Raw genomic sequence first — 24,024 nt, 5'->3', positions numbered from 1 at the left:
GGCGAAGTCGGGGGTGTGCTCCAGCGCCGCTTCGAGCGTGCGGCGTTGTTTCATCACAGCTAGATAGGCAAGCGCCGCAGCGCGGCGTGGGGCAATACCGTCACTCATGGCGCCGGGCTAGCACGCAGACCCCGCCCCGTCGATGCCAAGCCGCCGTTCGGATCAGCCCCACGGGCCGCGTCGCGCCCAAGGTCCGGGATTGGGTGTGGCCCGGGCGCCGGCCATCTGGCGGAGACGGTCAATCCGGTCAGCGGTATCCGGGTGGGTCGAGAACAGATTGTCCATGCGCTGCCCGTTGAGCGGGTTGATGATGAACATGTGGGCGGTGGCCGGATTGCGTTCGGCACCGGCATTCACGGTCCTGCGCGCAGAGCGCTCGATTTTCTCCAGTGCACTGGCCAGCGCCATCGGATTGCCCGCAATCTCGGCACCGACCCAGTCGGCTTCGTATTCGCGGGCCCGGCTGATGGCGCTCTGGACCAGCATGGCGGCCATCGGCGCGAAAATCATCATCGCCAGCGAGCCGAGCAGTCCGGCGCGGTTATTGCCGCCGAAGAACAGGGCGAAATTGGCCAGCATGCCGATTGCGCCGGCCAGCGTGGCGGTCACCGTCATGGTGAGGGTGTCACGGTTCTTCACGTGGGCGAGTTCGTGCGCCATCACGCCCTGAATTTCTGAACGGTCCAGGCGCTCGAGCAGCCCGGTGGTTGCCGCGACCGCAGCGTGGGACGGATCGCGTCCGGTGGCGAAGGCATTGGGTTGATCGCTTTCGATCACGAACACACGGGGTATCGGCATGCCGGCCCGTCGGGCCAGATGCTCGACATCGCCGGCGTATTGGCGAAGGACGGGGTGGCGTTCCTCGAAGCTTATCTCCCGGGCACCATGCATGCGCAGCACCATGTCGGCCGAGTTCCACCAGGCAAACAAATTCATGCCGGCAGCGACGATCAGGGCCAGCATGGCGCCCGCAGCGCCGCCAAGCAGATAGCCGATACCCATGAAGAGTGCCGTCATTCCGGCGAGCAGAAGGAAGGTTCGCAGTGTATTCGCTGTCATTGTCCGGGCCTGTGTGTCTTGGCGGGGCGTGCTTGTCAGATTATCTAGATGGGATGAGCAATGATGATCAGCAAGACGGGACAGGGGGGCGGTCCGTCCCCTCTCCGGACGCCGCTCCGAAGCCATTGAGTCCGGAGGCCCGGCGCGCGCTCGCCGAGGCCGAGGCACGCCGGAAAGCCGCGCGTCAGGCCGAACTCGAGCCGGAGACCGGTGGCCGCAAGGGTCCGGAGCCGACCCGCTATGGCGACTGGGAGAAAAAGGGCATCATCTGTGACTTCTGAGGCGGCTGGACCGCCCCCGTGCGAGGTGCGGATCCATCCGGACCTCGCACTGGCAGAATTCATCTGGTCCGGCACGCTTAATCTCGAGACCCTTCTCGCCGCCTATGACGAGGCGGCAGCCCATCCCGACTGGCGGCCGCACTTCAACCGGCTCTCGCTCTATGCCGATGATCTGCCGGGCACGGACTTTGATTATGAAACGGTGCAGTCGATCCGCCAGGGCCTGGATGCCTGGCAGGCCAAAAACGCACCCGGCCAACATGTCCGCGCCGCCAGCGTGGTCGCGTCACCGTTCAACGGGGTTGTCGCGGCTATCTGGCAGGCCTTGTCCCGAGACAGCGAAGGCGTCACCGTCATGGTTTTCCGGTCGCGGGACACGGCCCTCGACTGGCTCGCTGAAGAGCCGGCGGACACGCCTGTGACGGGCTGATGGCGAAGCCCCTTCGCGTCACAGGTGCAGATGCTTAGTTGAGGTCAGCCAGCCTGATAGTGTGTCGGAATGAGACACTCGCTGATTTCATGCTTGGCGGCGCTTGGCGCCCTTTCCGGCATCACCGGAACGGCCAGCGGCCAGGCCGTGATCGAGCGCGAATGCTCGCCGCAAGACATCCGTGAGGCACTGGCGGGCGAGTATTCGGGTCCGCCCTGCCGGTTCACCGAAATGCCGGAGGGCGTCGATGCCGCGCCGCGCCGCGTGGCGCCACAGCTTGCCGGTGCGCCGCCGCTTGCTCGACCTGCCTCCGCCCCGACCGTTCAGGCCTCCCGACCTCGTATCCGCACCAGGGCCGCAGAGGCTCCGGCGTCCCGTGAGCAAGTTGTCCCCCGTGCGCAGGTCACTCCTCGTGCGCAAATCGCCCCCCGGGAGACCGTGCGCCTGGATGACAGCTTTTTTTCCGGCGGTCTCGTCGGCGGTGTCGGGCGTGCCCCGACGGTCAGCTATGTCTATCGGGGCGTGATTGTCATTGACGGGTCCGGGCGCGTTTCAACGCTGGCTCCCGCGCAGATTACTTCCGCTCCGGTTCTGCGTATGGACAGGCGTGCGACCCTGCGAACCTACCCGCTCGGTCAGTAGCGGCCGGTCCGGGGGCCTCGCTTGTGAGCGAGGATCAGACCGACGCGATTTCCGCAACGATGGACGCCGCAGCCGCCTTCGGGTCAGGTGCCGCGTTGACGGGGCGCCCGACAACCAGGTGGCTGGCGCCACCAGACAGGGCGCTGGCGGGCGTTGCGACGCGCTTCTGGTCGCCGACATCCGCGCCTTTCGGTCGAATTCCCGGGGTCACGATCAACAGGTCCTTGCCAAAACGCTCGCGAATTTCCTGTGCCTCGTGAGCACTGGCGACGACGCCATCGACGCCGGCTTCCAGTGACTGCTCGACCCGGCGCAGGACCAGGTCCCGGGCACCGAAGGCATAACCCATCTCGGCCAGCATTTCGTCGTCATAGCAGGTCATCACCGTGACGCCCAAAAGCTTGAGGTCAGACCCTTCACGTCCGGCAACAGCCGCGCGCATGACCGCAGGTTCGGCGTGGATGGTCAGCAAGTCGGCGCCACCGGTCGTGATCGACCGGGTCGCTTTCTCTACCGTTGCCGGGATGTCATGCAGCTTGAAGTCCAGAAAGACCTGTTTGCCCGTGGACTTGATGCGGCGGCAAAGCTCCATCCCGCCCATCGGGAAAAGCTGCAGCCCTATCTTGTAGAAATCGACAGTGTCGCCGATGGACTCAACGAGCGACCAAGCGGCATCGGTCGTCGGCAGGTCGAGCGCGACGATGAGGCGGGAATCGGCGTGTGACATGGCCTGCTTTTAATCCGTGATCATTGATTGACGCAAGCGCCAACGACCCGATTGTCGCTGTCCCGGAGCCCGCCGACCGGATGCTGGAATCGTCGTAAATGGCCTTGTGATTAGGCACCTGCCGAACTATTGCTGCGGCAAGAGGTGACCGCGTCAATGAGTGATGTCTTCAAGGCTTTGGCCCATCCCGTGCGGCGCGACGTGTTGCGGGCCTTGCGCGACGGGCCCAGTTCGGCAGGCGCTCTGGCTGATCGCTATCCCGTGTCCAAGCCGACAATGTCGGGACATTTTTCGATCCTGCGGGATGCGGGATTGATCGTGGCGGAGCGTCACGGCACGACAATTCTCTATCGACTGAACGCCAGCGTGGCGGACGAAGCGATTGCCTGGCTCATGGACCTGGCAGGCGGCGACCCTGACAAAAAAGAGGGGGCTTGATCATGAAACGTGAATTGATCGGATCCGGTTTGCTGATTGTGCCGGCACTGGCGCTGGCCGGTCTTGGTTGGATGGGCACCGACGCCACGACGCAGATCCCGGTGCATTGGGGTGTGGACGGTCAACCGGATCGCTACGGTGGCCGGGCCGAGGCTTTTCTGCTGCTTCCGGCGATCATGATCGTCCTGACGGGAGTGTTCGCCATCCTTCCCGCCATCGACCCGCGCGGCCGCAACCTGCAACGTTCCCGTATCGTGCTGGGGACCGTCTGGATTGGCGTGCTCGCTCTGATGTTGCTCGTTCAGGCGATACTTGTCGGCCTCGGACTGGGCTGGGTCGCGGCGAGCGATGAGACCCTGGTGCCGACCTTGATCCTGTCGGGCGTCGGCGCGCTCTATTTGCTGCTTGGCAATGTGCTCGGCAAGGCGCGACCGAACTGGTTCGTTGGTATCCGCACGCCATGGACCCTGTCCTCGGATCTCGCCTGGGACAAAACCCACCGACTGACCGGGCGGCTGATGGTGGTTGGCGGGCTGGTCCTGCTGACCGGTGTGTGGCTGCTGCCGGTGGATCGGCAGATCTGGCTGGTGCTGGCCTCTGCCCTGACGCCGGCTGCCACCGGCATCATCTATTCCTTCTTCGTCTGGCGGTCGGACCCGGCCCGCCAGACGTCGACGCCGGACGACGTCGTTTAGGACCCGGTGACGCCAGCGAAGATGTGGAAGGGGAATGTCTCTGCCAGGCGCTGCGACAACTCGACCCCGCGCACAGGGTTTCCCTGACGGTGCAGGCGCGCGCTCCTCAAGGCAAAACCGGCGACCCACGGCACGACGATCATCAGACAGCCCTCAAGGGCGAGCAGTATCAGCGACGTTGCACGACGGCATATTCCAGCGGCGGTGGAGCGCAGGGCGTCATGCGATTCAGTTTCCTGCTCGAAACGGGCGGGCCAGGCGGGTTTATCGCGCCATGAATGGACAGGACATGATGCCTGTCCAGCTTCGCAGGCGTCATGATCGTGCTGAAACTGTCGTGAAACACTTGCCTGTCAGCAACAGCGGCGCTACGCGCATGGAGATATCGAGAAGGAAATTGCCCATGTCCGCGAAAAAGCCCGTTAAAAAGGTCGTTCTTGCCTATTCGGGCGGCCTCGACACTTCTGTCATCCTCAAATGGTTGCAGGATGCCTATGATGCGGAGGTCGTGACGTTCACTGCTGATCTGGGACAGGGTGAGGAGCTGGAACCGGCGCGCCGCAAGGCTGAAGCGGCAGGTGTTTCAGAGATTTTCATCGAGGATCTGCGCGAAGAGTTCGTTCGCGACTATGTCTTCCCGATGGTGCGGGCCAATGCCGTTTATGAAGGGCTTTACTTGCTTGGCACATCGATCGCGCGGCCGCTGATTGCGAAGAGGCTGGTCGAGATCGCGCATGCCACCGGCGCTGACGCGGTTGCCCACGGGGCAACCGGCAAGGGCAATGACCAGGTCCGGTTCGAGCTCGGCGTCTATGCCCTCGATCCTGACCTTCACGTCATCGCGCCGTGGCGCGAATGGGACCTCAATTCCCGCACCAAGCTGATCGCCTATGCCGAGGAAAACGGTATCGAAGTCGCCATGGACAAGCGCGGAGAGGCGCCCTTCTCGGTTGATGCCAATCTCTGGCATACCTCGTCAGAAGGCAAAATCCTCGAAGACCCGGCGGAAGAAGCGGCAGACATCGTGTTCCAGCGGACCGCGGCTCCGGAAGATGCGCCGGACGTGCCCGAGTATGTCACCATTGGCTTCAAGTCGGGAGATGCCGTGTCCATCAACGGAGTGGACCTGAGTCCGGCCGCTTTGCTGACCAAGTTGAACGACCTGGGTCGGGTTCACGGTATCGGTCGCCTTGATCTGGTCGAGAACCGGTTTGTCGGAATGAAGTCACGTGGCATCTACGAGACTCCCGGCGGCACAATCCTGATGGCGGCCCATCGCGGCATTGAGCAAATCACGCTGGATCGTGGCGCCTGTCATCTCAAGGACGAGTTGATGCCGCGTTACGCCAAGCTCCTATATGAAGGCTTCTGGTTCTCACCCGAGCGGGAGATGCTGCAGGCGGCAATCGATCATTCCCAGAAGGAAGTGACCGGCGAGGTTCGGGTGAAGCTTTTCAAGGGCTCCGTGAATGTCGTCGGCCGGTCATCCGAACATTCTCTATACTCGCTCGAGCATGTCACGTTCGAGGAAGACATCGTTTACGACCAAAAGGATGCCGAGGGCTTTATCCGCCTCAATGCGCTGAGATTGCAATTGCTGGCGCGGCGCAAGCGGCGGCTGGGCCACAACGACTGATATGCCCGGGCCTGTCGGAGCCGGGCACGAATGAAAAATTCATTTGCCCCACCGGTTCTTTACATTGGCGTGGACCCGGCGGACGCTGTTCGGCTCTGGTCGACGGGGTTAACAGGGTGTTCAGGGCTCACCCCTAGCATCGACGCATCGATGGGTCTGAGCGGAGGGTGAGGGACGCATGCACTCCATCCTGCTGACAGCAATGCTGGACTTGGTTTTCGCCGCGACCTCGATCGCGGCGATGGTCGTCATGTTCCGGAATGCCGACCCATTGCGTGAGGCAGGGGCCATCCGGCCTGTGCAGGTATTGTCCATCGGACTGCTCATCTGGGCCGGTTATCACCTCGTCAGTGCCGGCTTCCTTCTGTTCGGGCCGTTTTTCCTCGACGCCGCCCGTCAGCCAGTGGTGACAGCTTTCATCCAGACCGAGCTTCGTGGTGTCTCGGATGTTGCAGCGACCGGTTTTCTTGTTGTCGGATTTGTGTGGCTGCTTCGCCGGGTGGTGGGAATTCTGAAAGGCATGAAGAGCTCCCACAAAGCTCTGGAGCACGAACTCGACGGCAGCAGCGAGCGCGAAGCGGAGCTCAAGGCGCGCGCGAAGAATGAGCGCGCGGAAAGCCAGTCCCGGTCGGAATTCATGCTGGGACTGAGCCACGAATTGCGGACGCCCTTGAATGGCATTCTGGGCCTGTCCGGCTTGTTGTCGAACACGGACCTTGATCCGTCTCAACGCAAGCTGTTGGCCACCATGGAGCGATCCGCCCAGGCAATGCTTGCGCGTGTGACCGATGTCTTTGACCTGGCACGCCTGGAGAACAACAAGGTCGAATTGCGCAGTGTCGCATTCCAGCCGGCCGAGCTGGCGCGAACTGTCATGGGATTGTTCGAGCCGCTGGCCGGCGAGAAGGGCCTGAAACTGAATCTCGAAATTGGAGATGACGCGGCCCGGCCGGTTCTGGGTGATCCGGTCCGGGTTCGCCAGATCCTCAACAATCTTGTTTCGAACGCCATGAAGTTCACGCCAACTGGAACCGTTTCCATCGCGGTAGCCATGGACGGTGACCGGGCTGGCAAGAGTTGGGTCGAGTACCGGGTCACGGATACCGGAGTGGGCATTGACGCCTCATTGTTGGAGCGCCTGTCCGACCGGGCCGGTGGCGGGTCCAGCAGCGAATCCGGCCTCGGCCTGGCGATCTGCCGACGCCTGTCGAGCCTGATGGACGGCAATATGAAAATCGAGAGCCAGGTCGGATCAGGCACACGCGTTACGGTCCGTCTGCGTGTTCAGGTCGAGCCGGAGGGCACCGGACAGGATTGACGGCCTCGACGCTTCGCCTGTCCGACATGCTGCGCTAGAGTGCCCGCTGGAGGATCTGTCGATGAAATTCATTCTGACCCTGATGATGGCCACGCTTGGCTTGGGAGCTTGTGGCGACCTGTCGGGTAGTGCCAATCATGCTGCCTTGTTCGGCCTTGCGCCGGAAGCAATCCGCGAAGAGCTTCGGGCGGCAGACCGTCATGTGCTTGTAGTGCGGCATGCGTTGAAGGTTTCCCCGGATTGCAATGGCATGGAGTGCCCGCTCAGCCCTGAAGGCGACATCATGGTCGAGCGACTGGCCGCGCTGATCGGCGACACGCCTGTCGACCGTGCTTTCTCAAGCGCCGCTTGCCGGACACGTCTGACTGCGGCAGCCGGTGGGGTCGAGGTCGTCGCGCATCAGGCCGTCGATGGCTATGCGGTCGGATGTCTGGAAGGCGAGACGGTGGACCGGCTTCGCGCCGACGCCTACGCAGACGTTGATGCGGCGACGTCCGGTTGGACGCTGGTCGGTGAGCACTCGAACACGTCCTGCCTGTGGATGTCCGCCTATGCGGGCCCCGAAGCGGCACAGGCTGCGGGATGCGATGACGAAGGCCGGCTTCCCGAAGACGCGTATGGTGACATTTTCTGGCTCTACGGATCGGGCGAGGACTGGTCCTTGGTCGTGTTGCCGGACGCGTTCTCCATTCCCGACTGATCGCGTGCGCCTGCTCTTTGTCTGCACCGGGAATATCTGCCGCTCCCCAACCGCTCATGCGGTCGCACGAACGCGGTTATCGGCCGTCGGGCTGGACTGGCAGGTGGACAGTGCCGGTACAGGCGGCTGGCATGCCGGCGAGGCCCCGGATGAGCGCGCGGCGCGGGCAGGCGCGGCGCGTGGGCATGATTTTTCCGGACTGAGCGCGCGTGAGGTCGAGCCGGACGACTTTTCTCGCTTTGACCACATCATCGCCATGGATCGCAGCCATTTGCGCGACTTGCGCGCGATGCCGGGTGCCGGCCGGGGCGCGCAGATCAGCCTGATGATGGATTGGGCAGGCGAGACCGGTGTTGATGTCCCGGACCCGTATTATGGCGGCGAGGACGGGTTTGATCGTGTGCTGAGCATGATCGAGCGGTCAGTCGATGGCCTGATTGGCCAGCTCCGCTGTGATCAAAGCAAGGGATAATCCGCCTCGGGCTCATAGATGTTGCTGTCGCCCCGTGAGGTCCAGCTTGAATAGAGCGTGAAATGGGTCGCTCGCCAGGCCTCGGTCGCGAAGCCGCCGGTGCGCTCCGCGAACCTGGTCAGCCGGTCCATCGGCGTGCCCTGCAGATAGGCCAGCGTCATGTGTGGATGGAATTTTCGGTGTTCCGGCTCCAGCCCGCACCGCCGCGCCGCCCGCTCGCATTTCATGTTGAGCTCTGACAGCGCCTCGCTGGGGCGTACACCGAGCCAGAGTGACCGTGGGTCAAGCTTGCCGAACCACCCGGACCCAAGTAGCGCAAGATCGAAGGGCGGCATGGCGATATGGGCCAGTTCCGCATCCAGGTCTTCGGCCTGTCGCTCATCCATTGCCCCGAAGAAGCGCAAGGTAATGTGAAAATTCTCGTGTGGCCGCCAACGGGCGCCGGGCACACCCTTTTGCAGGCGCTCGATCTCGGCGTGCAGGCTGTCCGGGACTGGCAGGGCGGCAAACAGGCGAAGCGTCATGACTCATCATCCGGTCGGCCCTCCAGCTAGGGTGATTTCGGGTGTCGAAGCAATGCCGTCCCGTTCGGCGGGATTCTCGGCGCCCCAGTCCCCCGTTGCACTGACAGCCGAAACTTGCCTTCCCGGCCGGGGATCATGATATATTGACGACAAAGCGCCCGTGTGGGCGCGCGTAGCCAAGAGAGACGTCCACAATGAATGATTTTTCCCGCACCTATTCCGGCTCCGGTACGCTGGACATGTCGGTGGATGCCGGCCTGCGCAAGTTCATGCTCGGCGTTTACAACAAGATGGGCCTTGGCCTGCTGCTGTCGGCCGCCATCGCCTATGCGGTGGGTACCTACCCGCCCCTGACCCAACTGGTTTTCGGAACACCGTTGCTGTTCGTGGTTCAGTGGGGTCCGCTGGCCCTCTTGTTCGGTTCGATGTTCTTCATGCGCAATCCATCACCGGCCGGCTCGGCGATCCTTTACTGGGCCATTGTCGTTCTGATCGGCGCCAGTCTGAGTTTCTGGGTCATCATCGCCTCCCAAAACCAGGTTGTTCAATCAGTTGGCGGTCGCAGCCTTGCGATTGATTTCGGAACCATTGCTCAGGCCTTCGTGATTACGGCCGGTTCCTTCTTGGCCCTGTCCGTGTTCGGCTACACCACGAAGCGTAACCTGATGCCGCTGCAGAATTTCCTGTTCATGGCCATGTTCGGTGCGATCGCATTGGGCCTGATGAACGCCTTCTTCTTCCAGTCCGGCATGCTCGAGCTGTTGCTTCAGTTTGGCGTCCTGCTGCTGATGGCGGGCGTCGTTGCCTGGCAGACCCAGGCACTGAAGGTCACTTACTATCAGATTGCCGGTGACCAGCGTTCGATGGCCGTGATGACGAATATGGGGGCGTTGAACCTCTACATCGCCTTCGTGAACATGTTCCAGATCATCCTGTCACTGCTTGGCAGCCGCGAATAGCACCCTGCCATCAGGCTGAAACAAGAAACCCCGGAGCATCTGCTCCGGGGTTTTTCTTTGTCTGGACGTCCCGGACAATCAGTCGATGACGCGGAACTTCTTCTTGTCGAACACCGTCATCACCTGGGTGAGATCATGGCCGCGCTTGAGGATCTGGCCGCTCACCGCGACGACCTTGTACTGTCCCTGACGGTTGGCGTCGGCCGGCGTCTTCACCACCGAGAACATCGGCATTTCGCTGTGACGGCGGAAAATCGAGAACACCGCCTCGGTCGGCAAGCCGTCAATGGCATAGTCCTTCCACTCGCCCTGGGCGACGAAACGCCCATAGACGCGCAGGATTGCGTCCAGCTCGCGCCGGGTCCACATTACCGGGTCCGGCTTGCGTCTCGCGGTAGGAGATACTGTGTGCACCCGGAATTCTCCCGCCAGTTGAATCAGTCTGTCCAGCTTACAAACATTTCACGCAGTGCCGCAAAGTCGCCACATTCCGGGCGCGTTCCGGCCATACGGAGCCACCACCGTCGCACGTGTCGGCCGGTCGCAACAACGCCTCCGAGCCTGGTTTTAGACAGCCCCCCCAGCCCCCCGGGTCAAGAGGCTGCGGTCCGGTCGACACCCAAATTCCTCTCATGAATTAGACAACTTGCCTTGCCTCTGGCCAAGCGCGCCGTGTCGCGGTAACGCTAGGTCAGTCAGATCATGAGCCCTGCGAAACATGCTGGTTGCCGATCAACTCATCAAGGATTTCGGGTCCTTCCGCGCGGTCCAGGGTGTGAGCTTCACGCTGGAGCGTGGCGAAGTACTCGGCTTTCTCGGACCGAACGGTGCGGGCAAGACCACGACCATGCGCATGCTGGCCGGCGGGCTCGAGCCCGACGGAGGCACCGCATCGATAGCAGGCTATGACTGCACGGCCCAGCGCCTGGAAGCGCAGTCGCGGCTTGGCTATTTGCCGGAGGGCGCGCCGTCCTATCCGGCGATGACGCCGCGAAGCTTCGTCATGTTCGGATTGCGGGCGCGCGGATTCTCCGGGTCTGCCCTTGGGCGCGCGACCGCCCTGGCTCTTGAGCGCGCCAATCTCGGGTCAATGGCGGATCAGCCGATCGGGACGCTGTCCAAGGGATACAAGCGTCGCGCCGCCCTTGCTGCAGCGATCGCTCATGATCCGGCCGTGTTGATCCTCGACGAACCGACCGACGGGCTCGACCCGAACCAGAAAGATGGGGTGCGTCAGCTGATACGGGACATGGCCCCGGAAAAAGCGATCATCATTTCCACCCACATTCTTGAAGAAGTGCCCGCGGTCTGCTCCCGGGCGATTGTCATCGATCAGGGCAAGATCCTGTTTGACGGCACGCCGAACGCCCTGGCCGCCACAGCGTCTGAAAAGACCGTCGAGGCAGCATTCCGCCATTTGACCCGCGCCGCCCCGAACTCTCTGGCCGTCGGAGGGGCAGCGTGATCCATTCTCTGATGGCGGTCTATCGACGAGAGGTCAGCGCCTATTTCCAGACGCCGCTGGCTTATGTCTTCCTGGCAGTATTCGCCTGTGCCGCGCCGGCCTTTGCCTTTCATGTCGGGCGCTTTTTCGACACCAACCGGGCCGACCTGGCACCGATGTTCGACTATCTTCCCTGGCTCTTTGTTGTCCTGATGCCGGCCCTGGCCATGCGAGCCTGGGCCGAGGAACGGGATCGCGGTACGCTGGAATTCCTGATGGCGTTGCCGATTCCGCTCTGGGCCTCGACCAGTGGCAAATTCCTGGCAGCCTGGACCATGGCCGCGCTCGCGCTCGCCCTGACCTTCCCGATGTGGGTTGCGGTGAACTATCTTGGCGACCCGGACAACGCCGCCATTGCGACCGGTTATCTGGGCGCATGGCTCATGGCCGGGGGATATCTGGCGGTGGGCCAGGCGCTGTCGGCGACCACCTCCAACCAGGTGGTTGCCTTTGTTCTGGGCGCCGGAGCGGCCTTCCTTCTGACCATGGCAGGTCATCCCTTCGTGCTGGCAGCGCTCGGCCAGGGTGCGCCGGCGGCGGTTTCCGAGTTCATCGCCGGATTGAGTGCATTCGAGCATTTTGATGCCCTTCGAAATGGTGTGATCGGTGCTGCGGATCTGGTGTATTTTGCCGGGTTGATCGTGCTGTCCTTGTCGATTGCCGGAGTGCTTGTCGCTGAGCGGCGCGGGGGCGGACGATGAAGCGCACCTTCTACCTGCCGCTGATGATCATCAGCCTCCTGCTTGTTTTCCTGGCCGGCAACGAACTGGCTGGACGCTGGCTTGGCGGCGTCCGTCTCGACCTGACCCAGGACGGTCTCTATCGGCTTTCGCCAGGCACTGTGTCGGTGATGGACCGGCTCGACGAACCTGTTGAGTGGCGCTTCTATTACTCGCGTGCCGACGCGGCGCAATATCCTGCCATCCGGGCGTATGCGACGCGGGTACGGCAGTTCCTTGATGCCTATGCCGACCGGTCGGGAGGTCGCATCCGGGTCATCGAGATTGATCCGGAACCCTTTTCGGAGGACGAGGATGCGGCCATCGCTGCGGGACTGACCGCGATGCCGACGGAGGGGGGTGATCGCCTCTTCTTCGGTCTGGTCGCCCTCAATTCGGTGGACGACCAGTCGGTCATTCCCCTCTTCCGGGAAGAGGCGGAGGCCCGCCTGGAGTATGACCTCACCCGATTAATCATCGACATCGAGCGTCCGCAACGCCCTCGCCTGGCCGTACTGACCAGCCTGCCCCTAAGCCCGGACGATGGTGCGCCGAACACGTTTGTCGCCGAGCTGAACGCAGCCTATGACCTGACTTGGCTGGACCGTGATTTCAACGCGATCCCGGATGTTGCAGCTCTGCTCATCCTGCACCCGGGTGAGCTCACCGAAGCGCAATACTATCTGATTGACCAGTTCGCGCTGGCGCGTGGCCGCATCCTGGCTTTTATCGATCCGTTGGCGCACGTCGCGCTGCGACCGGGGCCGGACGGGCTGCCACCGCTCAACGCGCGTCGCGCTTCCGATCTGGGTCCGCTGCTTGCGCGCTGGGGGGTCGAATATGACCGCGAGACGGTCAGCATGGACAGGCAGCTCGGACTTCCGGTCGAAATCGTTGAAGCCGATGGACGAGCCCGACGCCGGGCCTATCCGCTCTGGTTTTCTCTGGGCCCGGGGCAGATCAGTCAGACAGACCTGGCCACCGCCACCCTCGATCTCGGTCTCAATTTCGGCTCGCCTGGTGCGCTGGTCGCCGCCGGACTGCCCGATGCGGCGATCACGCCGCTTCTGGCGACATCCCCGGACGGTGCGCTGCTCGACGCCGACATCGCCGCCGGTGCGCCAGGACCCGACGCTCTTTTGCAGGATTACAGGACGGCGACGGAACCGCCGATTTTGGCCGTCAGGATCACCGGGCAGATCGAAACGGCCTTCCCTGCCGGACCTCCGGCGGGCGATATCACCTTCAATCCAGGTCAGCACCGGCAGAATTCCGCGGATCCTGTCGACCTTGTCGTGGTCGCGGACGTCGACTGGCTCGATGACAGCTACTACGTCCGCAACGACCCGGGAGCCGGCAGCCTGTTCGTTGCCGACAACATGACGCTGGCGCTCAATCTGACCGACATGGCGGCCGGAGACCCGGCATTGGTCAATTTGCGCTCGCGGGCTCCATCCTTCCGGCCGATGACCCGGGTCGAAGTCCTGCGGGCGGATGCCGAGGCGCGGTATATCGAGACCCAGGACCGGCTCGAGAGTGAAATCGCCGAGGCCGAGGCCCGGCTCGATGCGCTGCTCGGATCCGGACAGGCATCGGCGCTGGTCTCCGGTTCCCGTCAGGATGATCGTGACGAGGCAATCCGCTTGCGCGAGCAGATTTCACGGACCCGGACACAATTGCGCGACATCGAACGCGATTTCCGCCGGGACATTGATGCCCTGAATGCCGACCTGCAATTCTGGACGATCGGCGTGCCGCCGGCACTGGTGATCCTGTTCGGAGTTGCAGGGTCGATCGTTCGCCGGCGACGGAGGCGCGGATGAGTACTGTCACGGACGCCCGCCGCCGGTTCCAGCTTGCCGTGGTCGCAGGAAGCGCTGTCATGCTGTCGCTCGCCGCGGTGCTGTCTGCCCTGGCTGACGCACGCGCCGTTTGGCGCCCCGAAGTCAGCGGCCCCGTCCTCCCGGATTGGTCCAGCGCGGTCGCCTCGGCCCGCGAGATCGAGATCGTGGGCGATGAAGGCTTCACTCTGGTTGAGACCGATGGTGTCTGGCGGATGCCCAGCCGCGATGGTTACCCGGTCAGACCGGAACGCCTTGCCGCCCTGGATGCTTATCTGGCCTCACTGGTGTTCGAAGGTGCGCGTACAGATAACCCGCAGCGTCTCGGTCGTCTGGGACTGGCCGAACCGGGAGACGTGGATGGCGGGACGCTGATCGAGGTGCGGGACGACGCCGGTGATATCCGGGCCGAGCTGATCCTCGGCGAGGTGCGTGACCCGCTTGTCTATGTCCGGCGTCCGGGTCGGTCGCGTGCCTATGCGGCTCTGTCCGGTGATGGCGCCGCACGCGCGCTCGACCTGCTGCCTGCAGATAGCTGGCTTGATCTGGACTTTCTGGCCTTGGGCACCAGCGATATTGCCAGGGTCGACATCCAGCCGGAAACCGGCCCAGCCTATCGCCTGGAGCGAGCTGCGTCTTCCTCGCGGAACTTTTCATTGCGCCGACCGGCTGGCTGGCAATCGATAACTGCGGCGGCTGGCAACGGGCCGGCGGCGACACTTGGCAGGGTCCGGTTTCGGGATGTCCGCGCGGCCGACCGCTTGGGCGGAGAGTTCGTGGCCCATCATACGGCCGAGACTTTCACCGGATTGCGCGTCCGCATCGATGTGAAGGCCCTTGGCGAGACGCGTTGGGCCCTGATCACCGCGACGCCGCTGACCGATGATGCGCAGGCGGAAGCGGCGGCGGTCAACGCGACCGCGAATGGGTGGGCGTATTTGATGTCGGATCTGACCATAGACCGCCTGATCCGACCGCTCGACCGGATCGCAGACCCTGGAGAGGTCTCCACCGATGCGCCTTAACCAGATCACCATACCCGTTGCCGAAATCGCCCGATCGAAGGCCTTCTATGAGCGTTTGGGATTTCGCCTGTTGGTCGACAGTCCGCACTATTGCCGCTTCCTTGCCCCGCAAGGTGACACGACCTTCTCGCTGCATGTCGACACGGCGGTTAGCCCGGGCGCTGTCATCTATCTGGAAGCCGATGATGTCGACGCTGAAGTTTCGCGGCTGCAGACGGCAGGCTTCCGGTTCGAGACGGAACCCCGGGATGAGAGCTGGCTCTGGCGTGAGGCGATCCTGCTGGACCCGGATGGGCACAGGATCAAACTCTACCATGCCGGCAGCAATCGCATCGACCCACCCTGGCGGGTCAAGCCGGATACTGGGACTACCGACTGAAGCCGGCTGACCGGATTTGCCCGGCATTTGTCATGTTTCCATCGCCGCTTGCCCGATAGCGTCGCCGGGCTGGGACTGGAGAGAAAACATGCCTCGACTGCGCCGCATCGGGTTTCTGCTTTTTGACGACCTGACTCAACTCGACTTCACCGGACCCTTGCAGGTTCTCAACCGTATTCCCGGGGTCAGTGTTCATCTCGTTGCCCGTCAGGCCGGACCAATCCGGACCGATTGCGGCCCCTTTATCCTCGCCGATACCGCATTCGCTGACTGTCCGCAGCTTGATCTGATCTGCGTACCAGGCGGATGGGGCGTTGATCAGGCCATGGAAGATGCGCAAACACTGGAATTCCTGCGCGAGCAGGCGGTCGGCGCGCAGTATGTCACCTCGGTTTGTACGGGTGCCTTTGTGCTTGGGGCGGCGGGGCTTCTCCGGGGCGTCAGAGCCACGACACATTGGCGCTACCACGACGCCCTGACGCGGTTTGGAGCGCTGCCAGTCCAGGCGCGAGTCGTGCGGGACGGGTCGGTTTTTACCGGAGGTGGCGTGACGGCCGGGATCGATTTTGCCCTGACCATCATTCGGGAAACCCACGGTGAGGGACTCGCTCAAGCCATCCAGCTGGGGCTCGAATACGACCCGCAGCCGCCCGTTCAATGCGGGTCTCCGACCAAGGCGCCGGGGGCTATTCTCGATGCGGTGGAAGCCCGGTTCGCGCCCCGTTGGGATGCATTTCTCAAAGTGGTCGACCGGGTGGTTTCAACCCAGTCGGGCTAGTTGCGGCCGGGGATTGCGTCGCTGCCAGGCTCGCCCGGTCGCATGAGCCGGTCGGCTGCTGCTCGCGCGAACCGCAACGTAAGGGCTTTGCGCCGCGCGGGGGCGAGGGTGAGGGCCGGGCTCTCGCGAATGATCGCGCCACCAAACCCGTCCGCTATGATCAAACCGGCGTCGGGCGGAATGACTTCACTGGGGAAGCGCTCGGAGACGGCGAAATACAGGCGGTCGCAATAGCCTGCGTAATTGGTCCATTTGCTGTCGGCCCGGAAGTCGGCAATGCCGGACTTGATCTCGACAATGGTGATCTCGCCCTTTCGGCCAAGCGCTGCAAGATCGGCGCGGCGCCCGTCAGGCAGAATGAATTCGGGGATTGCGCTGTAACCCATGTGCCAGAGCAGGCGCGCCGCGCCGCGCATCAGTGCTTGCGCGTCGTCAATGTCCGGATTGGCGGCTGAGGCGACGGGTTCAAGATCCATCCCGTCATTCTGTTCCATTTTTGTTCACGCGACAAGCGCGCACGCCTACCCGTCGGAATCGGTGAGATCGAACCCGTAATAAGCGCTGTTCAACATGGTACGGTGATCGCGCAGAACTTCCAGTGCGGTATCCGGCGGTACATCATGGGCGAGGCTGCGAAGCTCGAATTCCATCCGGTAGACCGGCCCCATGTGTGTGCTGGCGTAATCGTAGCGGAAGGCCGCATTGTCGATTTCGGTCTGTTCGTCCTCCAGGGTCCAGCCCTCGCCGCCATTGGTGAGGATGAGGTCGACCACATGACGGGCATGGGTGGGGTGATAGACGTTCAGCGGAGTCTCGCGCCGACGCTCTGCATTGCTTTCGATCACGCCGCTGATGGCGTGGGCCCGAAACCGGATCGAGTAGGCTTCCGGCCGGTCGCCGTCCTCAAAGGGTGCGATCAGCTCGACCTTCTCCCGAATTGTCAGGCGGTTGGCGTCGATATCATCGACAACATCGATGGGCTCGACGAAGTCGGCCGCCCCGAAGGTCTGGTTGTAGAAATCGAGATAGTCCCGCTGGAGACCCGACAGCCCGTCCCGCGCGATCCGCGCACGATATCGATCTGCATTCGGTCCGCTCAGAACCGTCTCGACCGTCAAGAGCGCCGGCGCATCGCGACCACCGGAAAGGTCCAGTGTCTCGTGGATGTCCAAGGTGGCGTCCGACTGCGTTGTGGCACTGGCCATGCTGACCAGGCCTTCGTGGCTACCATCGAGAGGCAAGGCGAAGCCGTAATCCGCTTGGTCGACGATATCAAGCGTCCCGCCTTGGTAAGACCGGGTCGGGTCGAGCCAGAGAGTTTCGCCGTCATGGCGCAAGCGCACGATGACGTGGTTGAACGCTCCCGGTGAGGGTTCCCGCTGGTCCAATCCACGGCCAGCGCCGAGATTGACCAGTGCCGGATCGGCTTCAAAATCGAGTGCGCGCGCCAGTTCTACCAACAGGGCGGTCTTCGCCTTGCAGTCGCCATAGCGGCTCTCCAGCGTATCGGACGGAGCGGCCGGAATATAGGAGCCTTCGCCGTATGTCAGTGCCAGATAGCGAACGTCATCCTGAACAAAGCGCAGGGCCGCCATCAATCTGGCCTCCGGCGTGTCATGGGCCGCCGCGATCTCGCCCGCCAGCGTCTGGACGGGAGTTGACGGGTCCAGGGTGAATAATGGAGTTCCCCAGGCCGCGACGTCGGGCCAGTCGGAGAAGCTGGAAATCCGTAGCATCGGGTATTGTGAAACCCGGTTGGGCGTACCGCGTTCGAAACTGATTGCGGCACGAGGCGTCGGGGCCAGGCGAAATTCTTCATGATTCCGTCTACGAAGGTGCTCGATGTCGGCTTCACCGGGCGTCGTATCGAAAAAGCGAGCCTCCCCACGTGGCCATATAGACCGGATGGAGCGGCGCTCGACGGGGACGCCCCAGTTCAGACCGAAGCGACGGAAATCGCGGCCGCCATAGGACGGGTTCAGGCCGTAGACCGTATAGGCGTAGTCGACAGTATCGCCGACGCGAACGTCGTCGATGCGGGCCAGTGCGGTGACTTCGCCATTGAGCATCTGGCGATCGCGATTGGATTCGTGGCGCGCGAATTCGATTTGGGTGCGCGGTTGCCGGTCAAGTGTCTCACCATCGCGTGTCAGTCTTATATGGTGAAAGACCACATGCTCGTAGGACGGATCAAAACTGACTTCGAAACTGGCCAGTGACTCGATGGCAGAAGCGTTCGAAGCCTCACGCACGCGGCGGACATACAGTGCCGGCTCATCACCACGGGCGTCATGCTGGTCGTCAATCAGCAGATATCGCACCCCGCCAAAGCTGTCGAACACAGCATTTTCCGGATCCTGTGGCGTTACGTCCTCGACGAAATTCGGAGGGGCGCCAAAAACGGCTTCCGCCGGCACGGGTGCTGCGATCGTAGGCAAATCCGGCTGTGTCAGCGCCAATGACGGCACCATTGATGCCAGGACACAACCGAGCAGAACGCAACGCAACATGGTCAACCCCTTTCAAGAACGAGCGCAGATTAGGCTGACTGACAGCCTGTGCAAGCCAGGTGCGTGCGTTCACACTGAACTCCAGACATGGAGGGGCATTCCCATGGCGGCTGACCGGATCGCGCCAGGCCTTGATGAAATGGAAGCCATCGCCACCCGCGCGTTTGCGGAGCTACCCGCAGAGATGCGTCAGCTGTGTGCGGGGCTCGAGATATTTATCACCGATTTTGCGGACCCGGAAACGCTCGCCGCGGTTGGCCTCGACGATCCGTTTGACCTCACCGGGGTCTATATCGGCGTGGACCTGACTCGCAAGACAGTCGCTGATCCGACGCCCGCGCCGGACCGGGTCGTCCTGTTCCGGCGCCCGATCCTGGATGAATGGGCCGCGCAAGGCGCCATCACGCTGGACGAGCTTGTCACCCACGTCCTGGTGCATGAAATCGGCCATCATTTCGGCCTGTCCGATGAAGACATGCACCGTATTGAGGCCATGGACTGAAACCGGATCAGGCTCGGTAATTCCATCGCTCCAACCATGGCGCTATCTGGCTGTCATAGGGTGCTAACGCCTTGCCATGATGGCGCCAGGCTCCGACGGCACGGTCGTGAATGGCCTGTTCAACCTGGGGGGCCGAGGGTGTTGAAAGGCTCGGCGAAAGCCGCTCGCGATAGTCGGCCATCTCGCTTTCCCATTCCAGGCCAAGCGCCAGCAGGATGCGGGCGACCTCATCCTTCATGTCGATCACGAGGTCTTCGTAACGAACCTCGGTCACCCGCAGGTCCGGCGCTATCCGGCGGCCGGCATCGGCAGCAGCCATTGCGGCATCGTAGAGGGCAACAGTATCGGCCAGACTATAGGTGCGCAGCATCGCCGTGTTCAGGCGGAACAGCCGTTTGAATGTCGAGACAATGGCATCGCGCGGATCCCGCAGGGCCAGGATAATCTGGGCATTGGGGAAAACCTGCCCGATCACGCCGAGCCATGGCAGGTTCAGTGGCAATTTGTCGATAAACACCGGGCTTTCCGGTGCGGCCAGCCCGTCGACACGTTGCCAGTATTCCGATTGGAGGCGGGCGCGCTCGCGAGGCAGGGCTGTGAAGAACCGCCGTAGCGAATCCGTCGAATCGCCGGCCTCATCAAGGATGGGTTGCAACAACGCAGCTTCATCACTCGATGAGATGGCGGAGTGGCTGGCCAGGATCTGTTCCAGCAAGGTCGTGCCTGAACGCGGAAAGCCAACCAGAAAGATCGGACCCCGCCCCTCATTGCCCAATGCCGTCCCGGGAGGTGAGAGTTCGCCATAGGCTGCCTTGAGGCGCTTCAGGCTGTCCAGCCCGTGCATCTCGTCGAGAAACTGTCCACCGGGAGCCAGATGCTCGCGCAGCGCCCCGTATCCGGTCACCCAGGCCTCCAGCGCGGCCTCGTGATCGTTCATGGCTTCACAGGCGTCGCCGAGGCGCCGCCAGACCGATGCATTGTTGGACGGCGTCGACCGGCTCGCGTCGAATTGTTCCTCGATCAATGCGCGGGCAGCCACCGGATTTCCTTCCGCCAGGTCAGCGCCGGAACGGGCAGACAGGGCTGTCGGGTCGGTCGGCTCTACGGCGAGCACTGCCTCGGCATGTACCCGGGCCTCGGCCCAGTCGCGCTGGTTTTCGCACACCCAGGCCAATCCCCGCCGTGCCTCGATGTCTCCGTCGCGCAGTTCCATCGCACGCTCATAGGCCAGGCGGGCGGCGTCGAGGTCGTTGACCTGACGCTCCATGAGGCCGCGCATCAGATAGGGGTCGGCGGCGTCTGGAAACGCCTCTGAAATGGCTTCAAACCGAGCCCGCGCGAGATCGAAATCCTTCAGGTCTCCAAGAATCTGTGCGGCCGCGAGTTCAAACCCCAATTGCCCGGGGGCGGCCTTGCAGGCTTGTTCGACCCACAAAAGCGCTGCGGTTGGGTCCTGCCGCGCGCGTCGGCAGATGGCTTTGAGGTAGAGCCCGTTCGGGTCTTTCGGCAGGGCCGCAAGAATGGCATCGGCCACCGATTCTGCATCGACAAACCGATGTTCGCGATAGGCGGCAAAACCAGATTGGGAACGGGCAAAGGCTTCTTGCGGCGTCATCGACATCTCGGTGGCGATCCTGTCATTCATGCAACGGTCGGGTCGGCGGGTATTCGGGCACAGAAATGCCGCGCAAGCCAGTCACAGCGACACGTGGGGCCAGGACAGGTCCGCGCCATCGGCGCTTGTCGAGGCCGACAGGGCCCCTAAACTGTTTCGGGTATAACAAGAGAGGGTGCCATGCTGACCAGTCTTTTCGCCGCTGCAACGCTGGGGGCGGCAGCGCCTTCTGCCTGTCTTGTCGAGATCGAAAGAGCCATCGCCTCTGAGCTTGCGACCATTCAGGCAGGAATGCAGGTTTACGCCTCGGTTCCGCCAGACGAACGGGATGACCGGCAGCGTGCTTTGATGGCCGAGACCATGGCGCTGCTTGGCGCGCGAGAACGACCGGTCTCCCGGCTCGATCTGGAGATTCTCGACCGTGCCTTTGCCATTCTGGACAGTGAAGCCGTCTGGGACCGGGCCGATGACCGCGTGTGCAACCCGGACGATACCAGCTGGTCAATTTTCTGCGCCCTTCATCAGGCCTCGATTGAGGTAACGGGCGAGTATGAACACAGGCGGACCGCGCTGCAGGAGGTTCGTTTCATCATCCAGGATCGCAGTGAGGGCCGCGACTATGCGCATCGGATGATGGACTACAACAATGACCCGGAGACGGACTTTGCCGCGGCCAGGTCGACAATCGCAAGTGCCCGCTCGGTTGTCGCCGATCGCCTCGCCGCACAGTGCCCTGAATGAACGCACAGAAAAAACCCCGCCAGCCAGGCTGACGGGGTTTTTCGTGTCGCTGTCGCGAAGAGAGTGGGACTAGCCCTTCTTCTTCGGCTCGCGCTTTTCAATGCCACGACCGCTGACGCGCTCGGCGATACGGGCCGACTTGCCGCGACGATCGCGCAGATAGTAGAGCTTGGCGCGACGGACTTTACCTTTGCGCTTGATCTCGATCTGCTCGACATTCGGCGAGTAGAGCGGGAAAACGCGCTCGACGCCTTCACCGAAGGAGATCTTGCGGACGGTGTAGCTCTCGTTCAGGCCACCGCCATTGCGGGCGATGCAGACGCCTTCGAAGACCTGGATCCGCTCACGTTCGCCTTCCTTGATGCGAACATGGACGCGCAGCGTATCGCCGGCGCTGAAATCCGGAATTGTCTTTTCACCCAGGACGCGGGCGGCTTCTTCTTGTTCAAGCTGCTCGATCATGTTCATCGTGCATTCTCCTTGCGGGCCTTGTACCTCGTCCAGAGGTCGGGGCGACGCGCCTTCGTAATTTTTTCCGCCTGCTCCCGGCGCCAGGCCTCGACCCGGCCATGGTGTCCCGACAGCAGTACTTCCGGGATCTCCCGATCCTCGAACACGCGCGGTCGCGTGTAGTGAGGATATTCGAGGAGATCACCCTCGAAACTCTCGTCTTCGGTCGACATCGGGTCGCCCAACACGCCGGGGAGCAATCGCACACAGGCCTCTATGAGAACCTGCGCGGGCGCTTCGCCCCCGGCCAGCACGGCATCGCCAACACTGACCTCTTCCATCTCGCGGCTTTCGATCACCCTCTGGTCGAGGCCTTCGAAGCGTCCGCAAAACACGACAACGCCCGGACCCTTCGCCCACTCCCGAACCCGGGTCTGGGCAAGCGGCTTTCCGCGCGGCGTCAAATAGATCAACGGTCGTTTCCCGCCTTGCCAGCGAGACTGCACCGCATCAATCGCCTCCGTCGCGACATCCGGCCTGAGCACCATACCAGCGCCTCCGCCGGCCGGGGTGTCGTCCACGGAGCGGTGCTTATGACGGGAAAAATCCCGGATGTCCACAGTTTCAAGCGCCCACAACCCATGATTCGCAGCTGTTGCAATCAGCGAAACACCCAGCGGTCCCGGAAAGGCATCCGGGAAGAGGGTGAGCGCGGTCGCGGTCCAAGGCAGGGAAGGGCTGGTGGCGTCAGTCATGGCGCGCGGGTGTAGCAGGGATGGGGGGCGTTGGGGAGGGGGGATGCAGTCAGGTTCACCGGGGTGGGAAACGCCGTTCCCGCGGCGGACAGTCTAACACGGCCGCGGGTCGACCGCTTCGAGCGGTGCGCGCTCGCCCATATGCCATTCGAAACAAGCGACCTGCTCGGTCGATTGTGGCCAGGGCTCGAATCTCCACGCCTCGAGAGCCGTGCGAACCTCGCGTTCAAACGCATTGCCCCCGAAATACTCGCCAGTGTCGCGGCGGCGGGATGTGGCGCACTCCACCTCTATGCCGTGCGGCTCACCCGAACGATCAACCATGGTCGTGGCGCGGCAAACGGCCGCCAGGCTGCGTTCATAGCCACTGCTTGGATAGTGTATGGCACGACGCCGCAAATAGGTCCGGTCCCGCTGCCATTCCCCCCCTTGCCAGTCGAAACTGAGTTCGCGCTCTACTGGCAGGAACATGGTTGGGGTGTGGTCGAGCAAGGTGATGACAAAAGCGTCCGCATTGCGCTGCATGGCTTCCCTTTGTGGCACATCCTCAGGGCAGGTCGCTTCAGATTGCCGGACATGATCATCGTCCACATAGAGATGGATGGCGCAGGTCACGTTTTCAGTTGCAACCGGGGCGGCGGCGCCATCGAGGGCTATCAGCACCATGAACAATCCAACCATCACCATCCTCACCGAGCGTGTAGCCGGGGGAGCCTAAAGTGAAGCATCGGGCAGGAAAAGCGGAAGTTGTGACCGGACGCTAAGCGCCCGCCTCTTCCTCGGCCTTTGAGCCGATATCTTCCGGCGGGTCGATCGTCACCACACCGTCGGCAATCGAGACATGCGGAACGAATTCGCGGGTGAAGGGGAGCATCCAGCTGCCGTTTCGGTCAGGCGTGCCGGTGATTTCCAAGAGGTCGCCGGAGCCGAAATCATGGACGGCCTTGAGTGTGCCCATCGTGGCGCCGTCGAGGCCCTGGACTTTCAGGCCGAGCAGGTCGGAATGGTAGAACTCGTCCTCTTCCAGTTTCGGCAGGGCCGAACGGAGGACGTGGAGCTTGGTGCCCTTCAGGGCCTGGGCCTTGTCGCGGTCGAGCGGTTCGGCAAAGCGAACGACGAAACCGTCCTTGACCGGACGCGCGGCCTTGGGGGTCAGTATGGTCTTGCCGTCAATGTCCAGGAAGGCGCCATATTTGAAGGCGTCAGCCGGATTGCCGGCGAAGCTCTTGACCTTGCACTCGCCACGGACACCGTGGGCACCGGCGATGGCGGCAATAAAGACGAGATCGTCGGTGGGCTCGGTCATGATGTGTATCCTGAGAGG

Annotated in this window: 30 protein-coding genes; 18 read left to right on the top strand and 12 right to left on the bottom strand. The window is 62.8% G+C overall.

Annotated elements, in window-relative coordinates; genetic code table 11:
• Nucleotides 1–162: 162 nt before the first annotated feature.
• Nucleotides 163–1,059, bottom strand: coding sequence for a zinc metalloprotease HtpX (htpX, locus tag ACN0X9_RS08200; protein WP_417487124.1), 897 nt, complete (start codon nucleotides 1,057–1,059; stop codon nucleotides 163–165).
• Between the two features lie 53 nt (nucleotides 1,060–1,112).
• Between htpX and ACN0X9_RS08195 the strand changes: the two genes are divergently transcribed.
• The 3 genes from ACN0X9_RS08195 (at nucleotide 1,113) to ACN0X9_RS08185 (ending at nucleotide 2,412) form a co-directional block, all read left to right on the top strand.
• Nucleotides 1,113–1,340, top strand: a complete 228-nt coding sequence (locus tag ACN0X9_RS08195; protein WP_417487123.1) for a DUF1674 domain-containing protein — start codon at nucleotides 1,113–1,115, stop codon at nucleotides 1,338–1,340.
• Nucleotides 1,330–1,770, top strand: coding sequence for a hypothetical protein (locus ACN0X9_RS08190; RefSeq protein WP_417487122.1), 441 nt, complete (start codon nucleotides 1,330–1,332; stop codon nucleotides 1,768–1,770). The genes ACN0X9_RS08195 and ACN0X9_RS08190 overlap by 11 nt, the downstream gene beginning before the upstream one ends.
• A gap of 69 nt (nucleotides 1,771–1,839) precedes the next feature.
• On the top strand, nucleotides 1,840–2,412 hold the full coding sequence (locus ACN0X9_RS08185) for a hypothetical protein (RefSeq protein ID WP_417487121.1): 573 nt from the start codon (nucleotides 1,840–1,842) through the stop codon (nucleotides 2,410–2,412).
• Nucleotides 2,413–2,446: 34 nt separating this feature from the next.
• On the opposite strand, the gene pyrF is transcribed toward ACN0X9_RS08185, so the two are convergent.
• On the bottom strand, nucleotides 2,447–3,139 hold the full coding sequence (gene pyrF / locus ACN0X9_RS08180; RefSeq protein ID WP_417487120.1) for an orotidine-5'-phosphate decarboxylase: 693 nt from the start codon (nucleotides 3,137–3,139) through the stop codon (nucleotides 2,447–2,449).
• Nucleotides 3,140–3,295: 156 nt separating this feature from the next.
• Here pyrF and ACN0X9_RS08175 point away from each other — a divergent pair, with 156 nt between their 5' ends.
• Nucleotides 3,296–3,577, top strand: a complete 282-nt coding sequence (locus ACN0X9_RS08175) for a metalloregulator ArsR/SmtB family transcription factor (RefSeq protein WP_417487119.1) — start codon at nucleotides 3,296–3,298, stop codon at nucleotides 3,575–3,577.
• 2 nt (nucleotides 3,578–3,579) lie between these two features.
• Nucleotides 3,580–4,272: an SdpI family protein gene (locus ACN0X9_RS08170; protein WP_417487118.1), complete on the top strand. Its 693-nt coding sequence runs from the start codon at nucleotides 3,580–3,582 to the stop codon at nucleotides 4,270–4,272.
• Here the strand turns inward: ACN0X9_RS08170 and ACN0X9_RS08165 are convergent.
• The gene (locus ACN0X9_RS08165; RefSeq protein ID WP_417487117.1) at nucleotides 4,269–4,415 is read right to left on the bottom strand and encodes a hypothetical protein; all 147 of its coding nucleotides are present in this window, start codon (nucleotides 4,413–4,415) and stop codon (nucleotides 4,269–4,271) included. The genes ACN0X9_RS08170 and ACN0X9_RS08165 overlap by 4 nt on opposite strands.
• Nucleotides 4,416–4,675: 260 nt before the next feature.
• Here ACN0X9_RS08165 and ACN0X9_RS08160 point away from each other — a divergent pair, with 260 nt between their 5' ends.
• From ACN0X9_RS08160 to ACN0X9_RS08145, 4 genes are all read left to right on the top strand, one after another.
• The gene (locus ACN0X9_RS08160) at nucleotides 4,676–5,908 is read left to right on the top strand and encodes an argininosuccinate synthase (protein ID WP_417487116.1); all 1,233 of its coding nucleotides are present in this window, start codon (nucleotides 4,676–4,678) and stop codon (nucleotides 5,906–5,908) included.
• 178 nt (nucleotides 5,909–6,086) lie between these two features.
• Complete coding sequence (locus tag ACN0X9_RS08155) at nucleotides 6,087–7,226, top strand: sensor histidine kinase (RefSeq protein ID WP_417487115.1); 1,140 nt, start codon at nucleotides 6,087–6,089, stop codon at nucleotides 7,224–7,226.
• Nucleotides 7,227–7,287: 61 nt separating this feature from the next.
• The gene (locus ACN0X9_RS08150; RefSeq protein ID WP_417487114.1) at nucleotides 7,288–7,926 is read left to right on the top strand and encodes a histidine phosphatase family protein; all 639 of its coding nucleotides are present in this window, start codon (nucleotides 7,288–7,290) and stop codon (nucleotides 7,924–7,926) included.
• Nucleotides 7,814–8,398: a low molecular weight protein-tyrosine-phosphatase gene (locus ACN0X9_RS08145; protein ID WP_417487113.1), complete on the top strand. Its 585-nt coding sequence runs from the start codon at nucleotides 7,814–7,816 to the stop codon at nucleotides 8,396–8,398. Before ACN0X9_RS08150 ends, ACN0X9_RS08145 begins: the two co-directional genes overlap by 113 nt.
• On the opposite strand, the gene thpR is transcribed toward ACN0X9_RS08145, so the two are convergent.
• Nucleotides 8,383–8,922, bottom strand: a complete 540-nt coding sequence (gene thpR, locus ACN0X9_RS08140) for an RNA 2',3'-cyclic phosphodiesterase (protein WP_417487112.1) — start codon at nucleotides 8,920–8,922, stop codon at nucleotides 8,383–8,385. The genes ACN0X9_RS08145 and thpR overlap by 16 nt on opposite strands.
• A 194-nt stretch (nucleotides 8,923–9,116) precedes the next feature.
• Between thpR and ACN0X9_RS08135 the strand changes: the two genes are divergently transcribed.
• Complete coding sequence (locus tag ACN0X9_RS08135) at nucleotides 9,117–9,881, top strand: Bax inhibitor-1 family protein (RefSeq protein ID WP_417487111.1); 765 nt, start codon at nucleotides 9,117–9,119, stop codon at nucleotides 9,879–9,881.
• 78 nt (nucleotides 9,882–9,959) lie between these two features.
• On the opposite strand, the gene ACN0X9_RS08130 is transcribed toward ACN0X9_RS08135, so the two are convergent.
• The gene (locus ACN0X9_RS08130; protein ID WP_417487110.1) at nucleotides 9,960–10,250 is read right to left on the bottom strand and encodes a DUF2794 domain-containing protein; all 291 of its coding nucleotides are present in this window, start codon (nucleotides 10,248–10,250) and stop codon (nucleotides 9,960–9,962) included.
• A gap of 349 nt (nucleotides 10,251–10,599) precedes the next feature.
• Between ACN0X9_RS08130 and ACN0X9_RS08125 the strand changes: the two genes are divergently transcribed.
• The 6 genes from ACN0X9_RS08125 to ACN0X9_RS08100 all read left to right on the top strand — a co-directional run bounded on the left by ACN0X9_RS08125 (nucleotide 10,600) and on the right by ACN0X9_RS08100 (nucleotide 16,127).
• Entirely contained in the window at nucleotides 10,600–11,346 is a 747-nt protein-coding gene (locus ACN0X9_RS08125) for an ABC transporter ATP-binding protein (RefSeq protein ID WP_417487109.1), read from the top strand.
• Complete coding sequence (locus tag ACN0X9_RS08120) at nucleotides 11,346–12,086, top strand: ABC transporter permease (protein WP_417487128.1); 741 nt, start codon at nucleotides 11,346–11,348, stop codon at nucleotides 12,084–12,086. The genes ACN0X9_RS08125 and ACN0X9_RS08120 overlap by 1 nt, the downstream gene beginning before the upstream one ends.
• The gene (locus tag ACN0X9_RS08115) at nucleotides 12,083–13,927 is read left to right on the top strand and encodes a GldG family protein (protein ID WP_417487108.1); all 1,845 of its coding nucleotides are present in this window, start codon (nucleotides 12,083–12,085) and stop codon (nucleotides 13,925–13,927) included. Before ACN0X9_RS08120 ends, ACN0X9_RS08115 begins: the two co-directional genes overlap by 4 nt.
• Nucleotides 13,924–14,970 (top strand): DUF4340 domain-containing protein, encoded by a 1,047-nt coding sequence (locus ACN0X9_RS08110; protein WP_417487107.1) that lies wholly within the window; start codon nucleotides 13,924–13,926, stop codon nucleotides 14,968–14,970. Before ACN0X9_RS08115 ends, ACN0X9_RS08110 begins: the two co-directional genes overlap by 4 nt.
• The gene (locus ACN0X9_RS08105) at nucleotides 14,960–15,349 is read left to right on the top strand and encodes a VOC family protein (protein ID WP_417487106.1); all 390 of its coding nucleotides are present in this window, start codon (nucleotides 14,960–14,962) and stop codon (nucleotides 15,347–15,349) included. Before ACN0X9_RS08110 ends, ACN0X9_RS08105 begins: the two co-directional genes overlap by 11 nt.
• An 88-nt stretch (nucleotides 15,350–15,437) precedes the next feature.
• The gene (locus ACN0X9_RS08100) at nucleotides 15,438–16,127 is read left to right on the top strand and encodes a DJ-1/PfpI family protein (RefSeq protein WP_417487105.1); all 690 of its coding nucleotides are present in this window, start codon (nucleotides 15,438–15,440) and stop codon (nucleotides 16,125–16,127) included.
• On the opposite strand, the gene ACN0X9_RS08095 is transcribed toward ACN0X9_RS08100, so the two are convergent.
• A complete protein-coding gene (locus ACN0X9_RS08095; RefSeq protein ID WP_417487104.1) occupies nucleotides 16,124–16,603 on the bottom strand; it encodes an MmcB family DNA repair protein in 480 nt (159 codons plus the stop codon). The genes ACN0X9_RS08100 and ACN0X9_RS08095 overlap by 4 nt on opposite strands.
• 45 nt (nucleotides 16,604–16,648) lie before the next feature.
• Complete coding sequence (locus ACN0X9_RS08090) at nucleotides 16,649–18,637, bottom strand: DUF3857 domain-containing transglutaminase family protein (protein WP_417487103.1); 1,989 nt, start codon at nucleotides 18,635–18,637, stop codon at nucleotides 16,649–16,651.
• Between the two features lie 103 nt (nucleotides 18,638–18,740).
• Here ACN0X9_RS08090 and ACN0X9_RS08085 point away from each other — a divergent pair, with 103 nt between their 5' ends.
• The gene (locus ACN0X9_RS08085; protein WP_417487102.1) at nucleotides 18,741–19,139 is read left to right on the top strand and encodes a metallopeptidase family protein; all 399 of its coding nucleotides are present in this window, start codon (nucleotides 18,741–18,743) and stop codon (nucleotides 19,137–19,139) included.
• Nucleotides 19,140–19,146: 7 nt separating this feature from the next.
• On the opposite strand, the gene ACN0X9_RS08080 is transcribed toward ACN0X9_RS08085, so the two are convergent.
• Nucleotides 19,147–20,784: a tetratricopeptide repeat-containing sulfotransferase family protein gene (locus tag ACN0X9_RS08080; protein WP_417487101.1), complete on the bottom strand. Its 1,638-nt coding sequence runs from the start codon at nucleotides 20,782–20,784 to the stop codon at nucleotides 19,147–19,149.
• Between the two features lie 150 nt (nucleotides 20,785–20,934).
• Here ACN0X9_RS08080 and ACN0X9_RS08075 point away from each other — a divergent pair, with 150 nt between their 5' ends.
• Nucleotides 20,935–21,495: a hypothetical protein gene (locus tag ACN0X9_RS08075; protein ID WP_417487100.1), complete on the top strand. Its 561-nt coding sequence runs from the start codon at nucleotides 20,935–20,937 to the stop codon at nucleotides 21,493–21,495.
• Nucleotides 21,496–21,564: 69 nt separating this feature from the next.
• Here the strand turns inward: ACN0X9_RS08075 and rplS are convergent, their stop codons facing one another.
• From rplS to rimM, 4 genes are all read right to left on the bottom strand, one after another.
• Nucleotides 21,565–21,963 carry a 50S ribosomal protein L19 gene (gene rplS, locus ACN0X9_RS08070; RefSeq protein ID WP_417487099.1) on the bottom strand — a complete coding sequence of 133 codons (399 nt, stop codon included), beginning with the start codon at nucleotides 21,961–21,963 and terminating at the stop codon, nucleotides 21,565–21,567.
• Nucleotides 21,960–22,700: a tRNA (guanosine(37)-N1)-methyltransferase TrmD gene (trmD, locus tag ACN0X9_RS08065; RefSeq protein ID WP_011644823.1), complete on the bottom strand. Its 741-nt coding sequence runs from the start codon at nucleotides 22,698–22,700 to the stop codon at nucleotides 21,960–21,962. Before trmD ends, rplS begins: the two co-directional genes overlap by 4 nt.
• Before the next feature lie 93 nt (nucleotides 22,701–22,793).
• Nucleotides 22,794–23,381 (bottom strand): hypothetical protein, encoded by a 588-nt coding sequence (locus ACN0X9_RS08060; protein ID WP_417487098.1) that lies wholly within the window; start codon nucleotides 23,379–23,381, stop codon nucleotides 22,794–22,796.
• 79 nt (nucleotides 23,382–23,460) lie between these two features.
• Nucleotides 23,461–24,006 carry a ribosome maturation factor RimM gene (rimM, locus tag ACN0X9_RS08055; protein ID WP_417487097.1) on the bottom strand — a complete coding sequence of 182 codons (546 nt, stop codon included), beginning with the start codon at nucleotides 24,004–24,006 and terminating at the stop codon, nucleotides 23,461–23,463.
• Between the last annotated feature and the right edge of the window lie 18 nt (nucleotides 24,007–24,024).

This window comes from Maricaulis sp. (assembly GCF_048268525.1).
Taxonomy (GTDB): Bacteria; Pseudomonadota; Alphaproteobacteria; order Caulobacterales; family Maricaulaceae; genus Maricaulis.
Note: the sequence above shows the minus strand (reverse complement) of the source record. Positions and strands in the feature narration are given on the sequence as shown.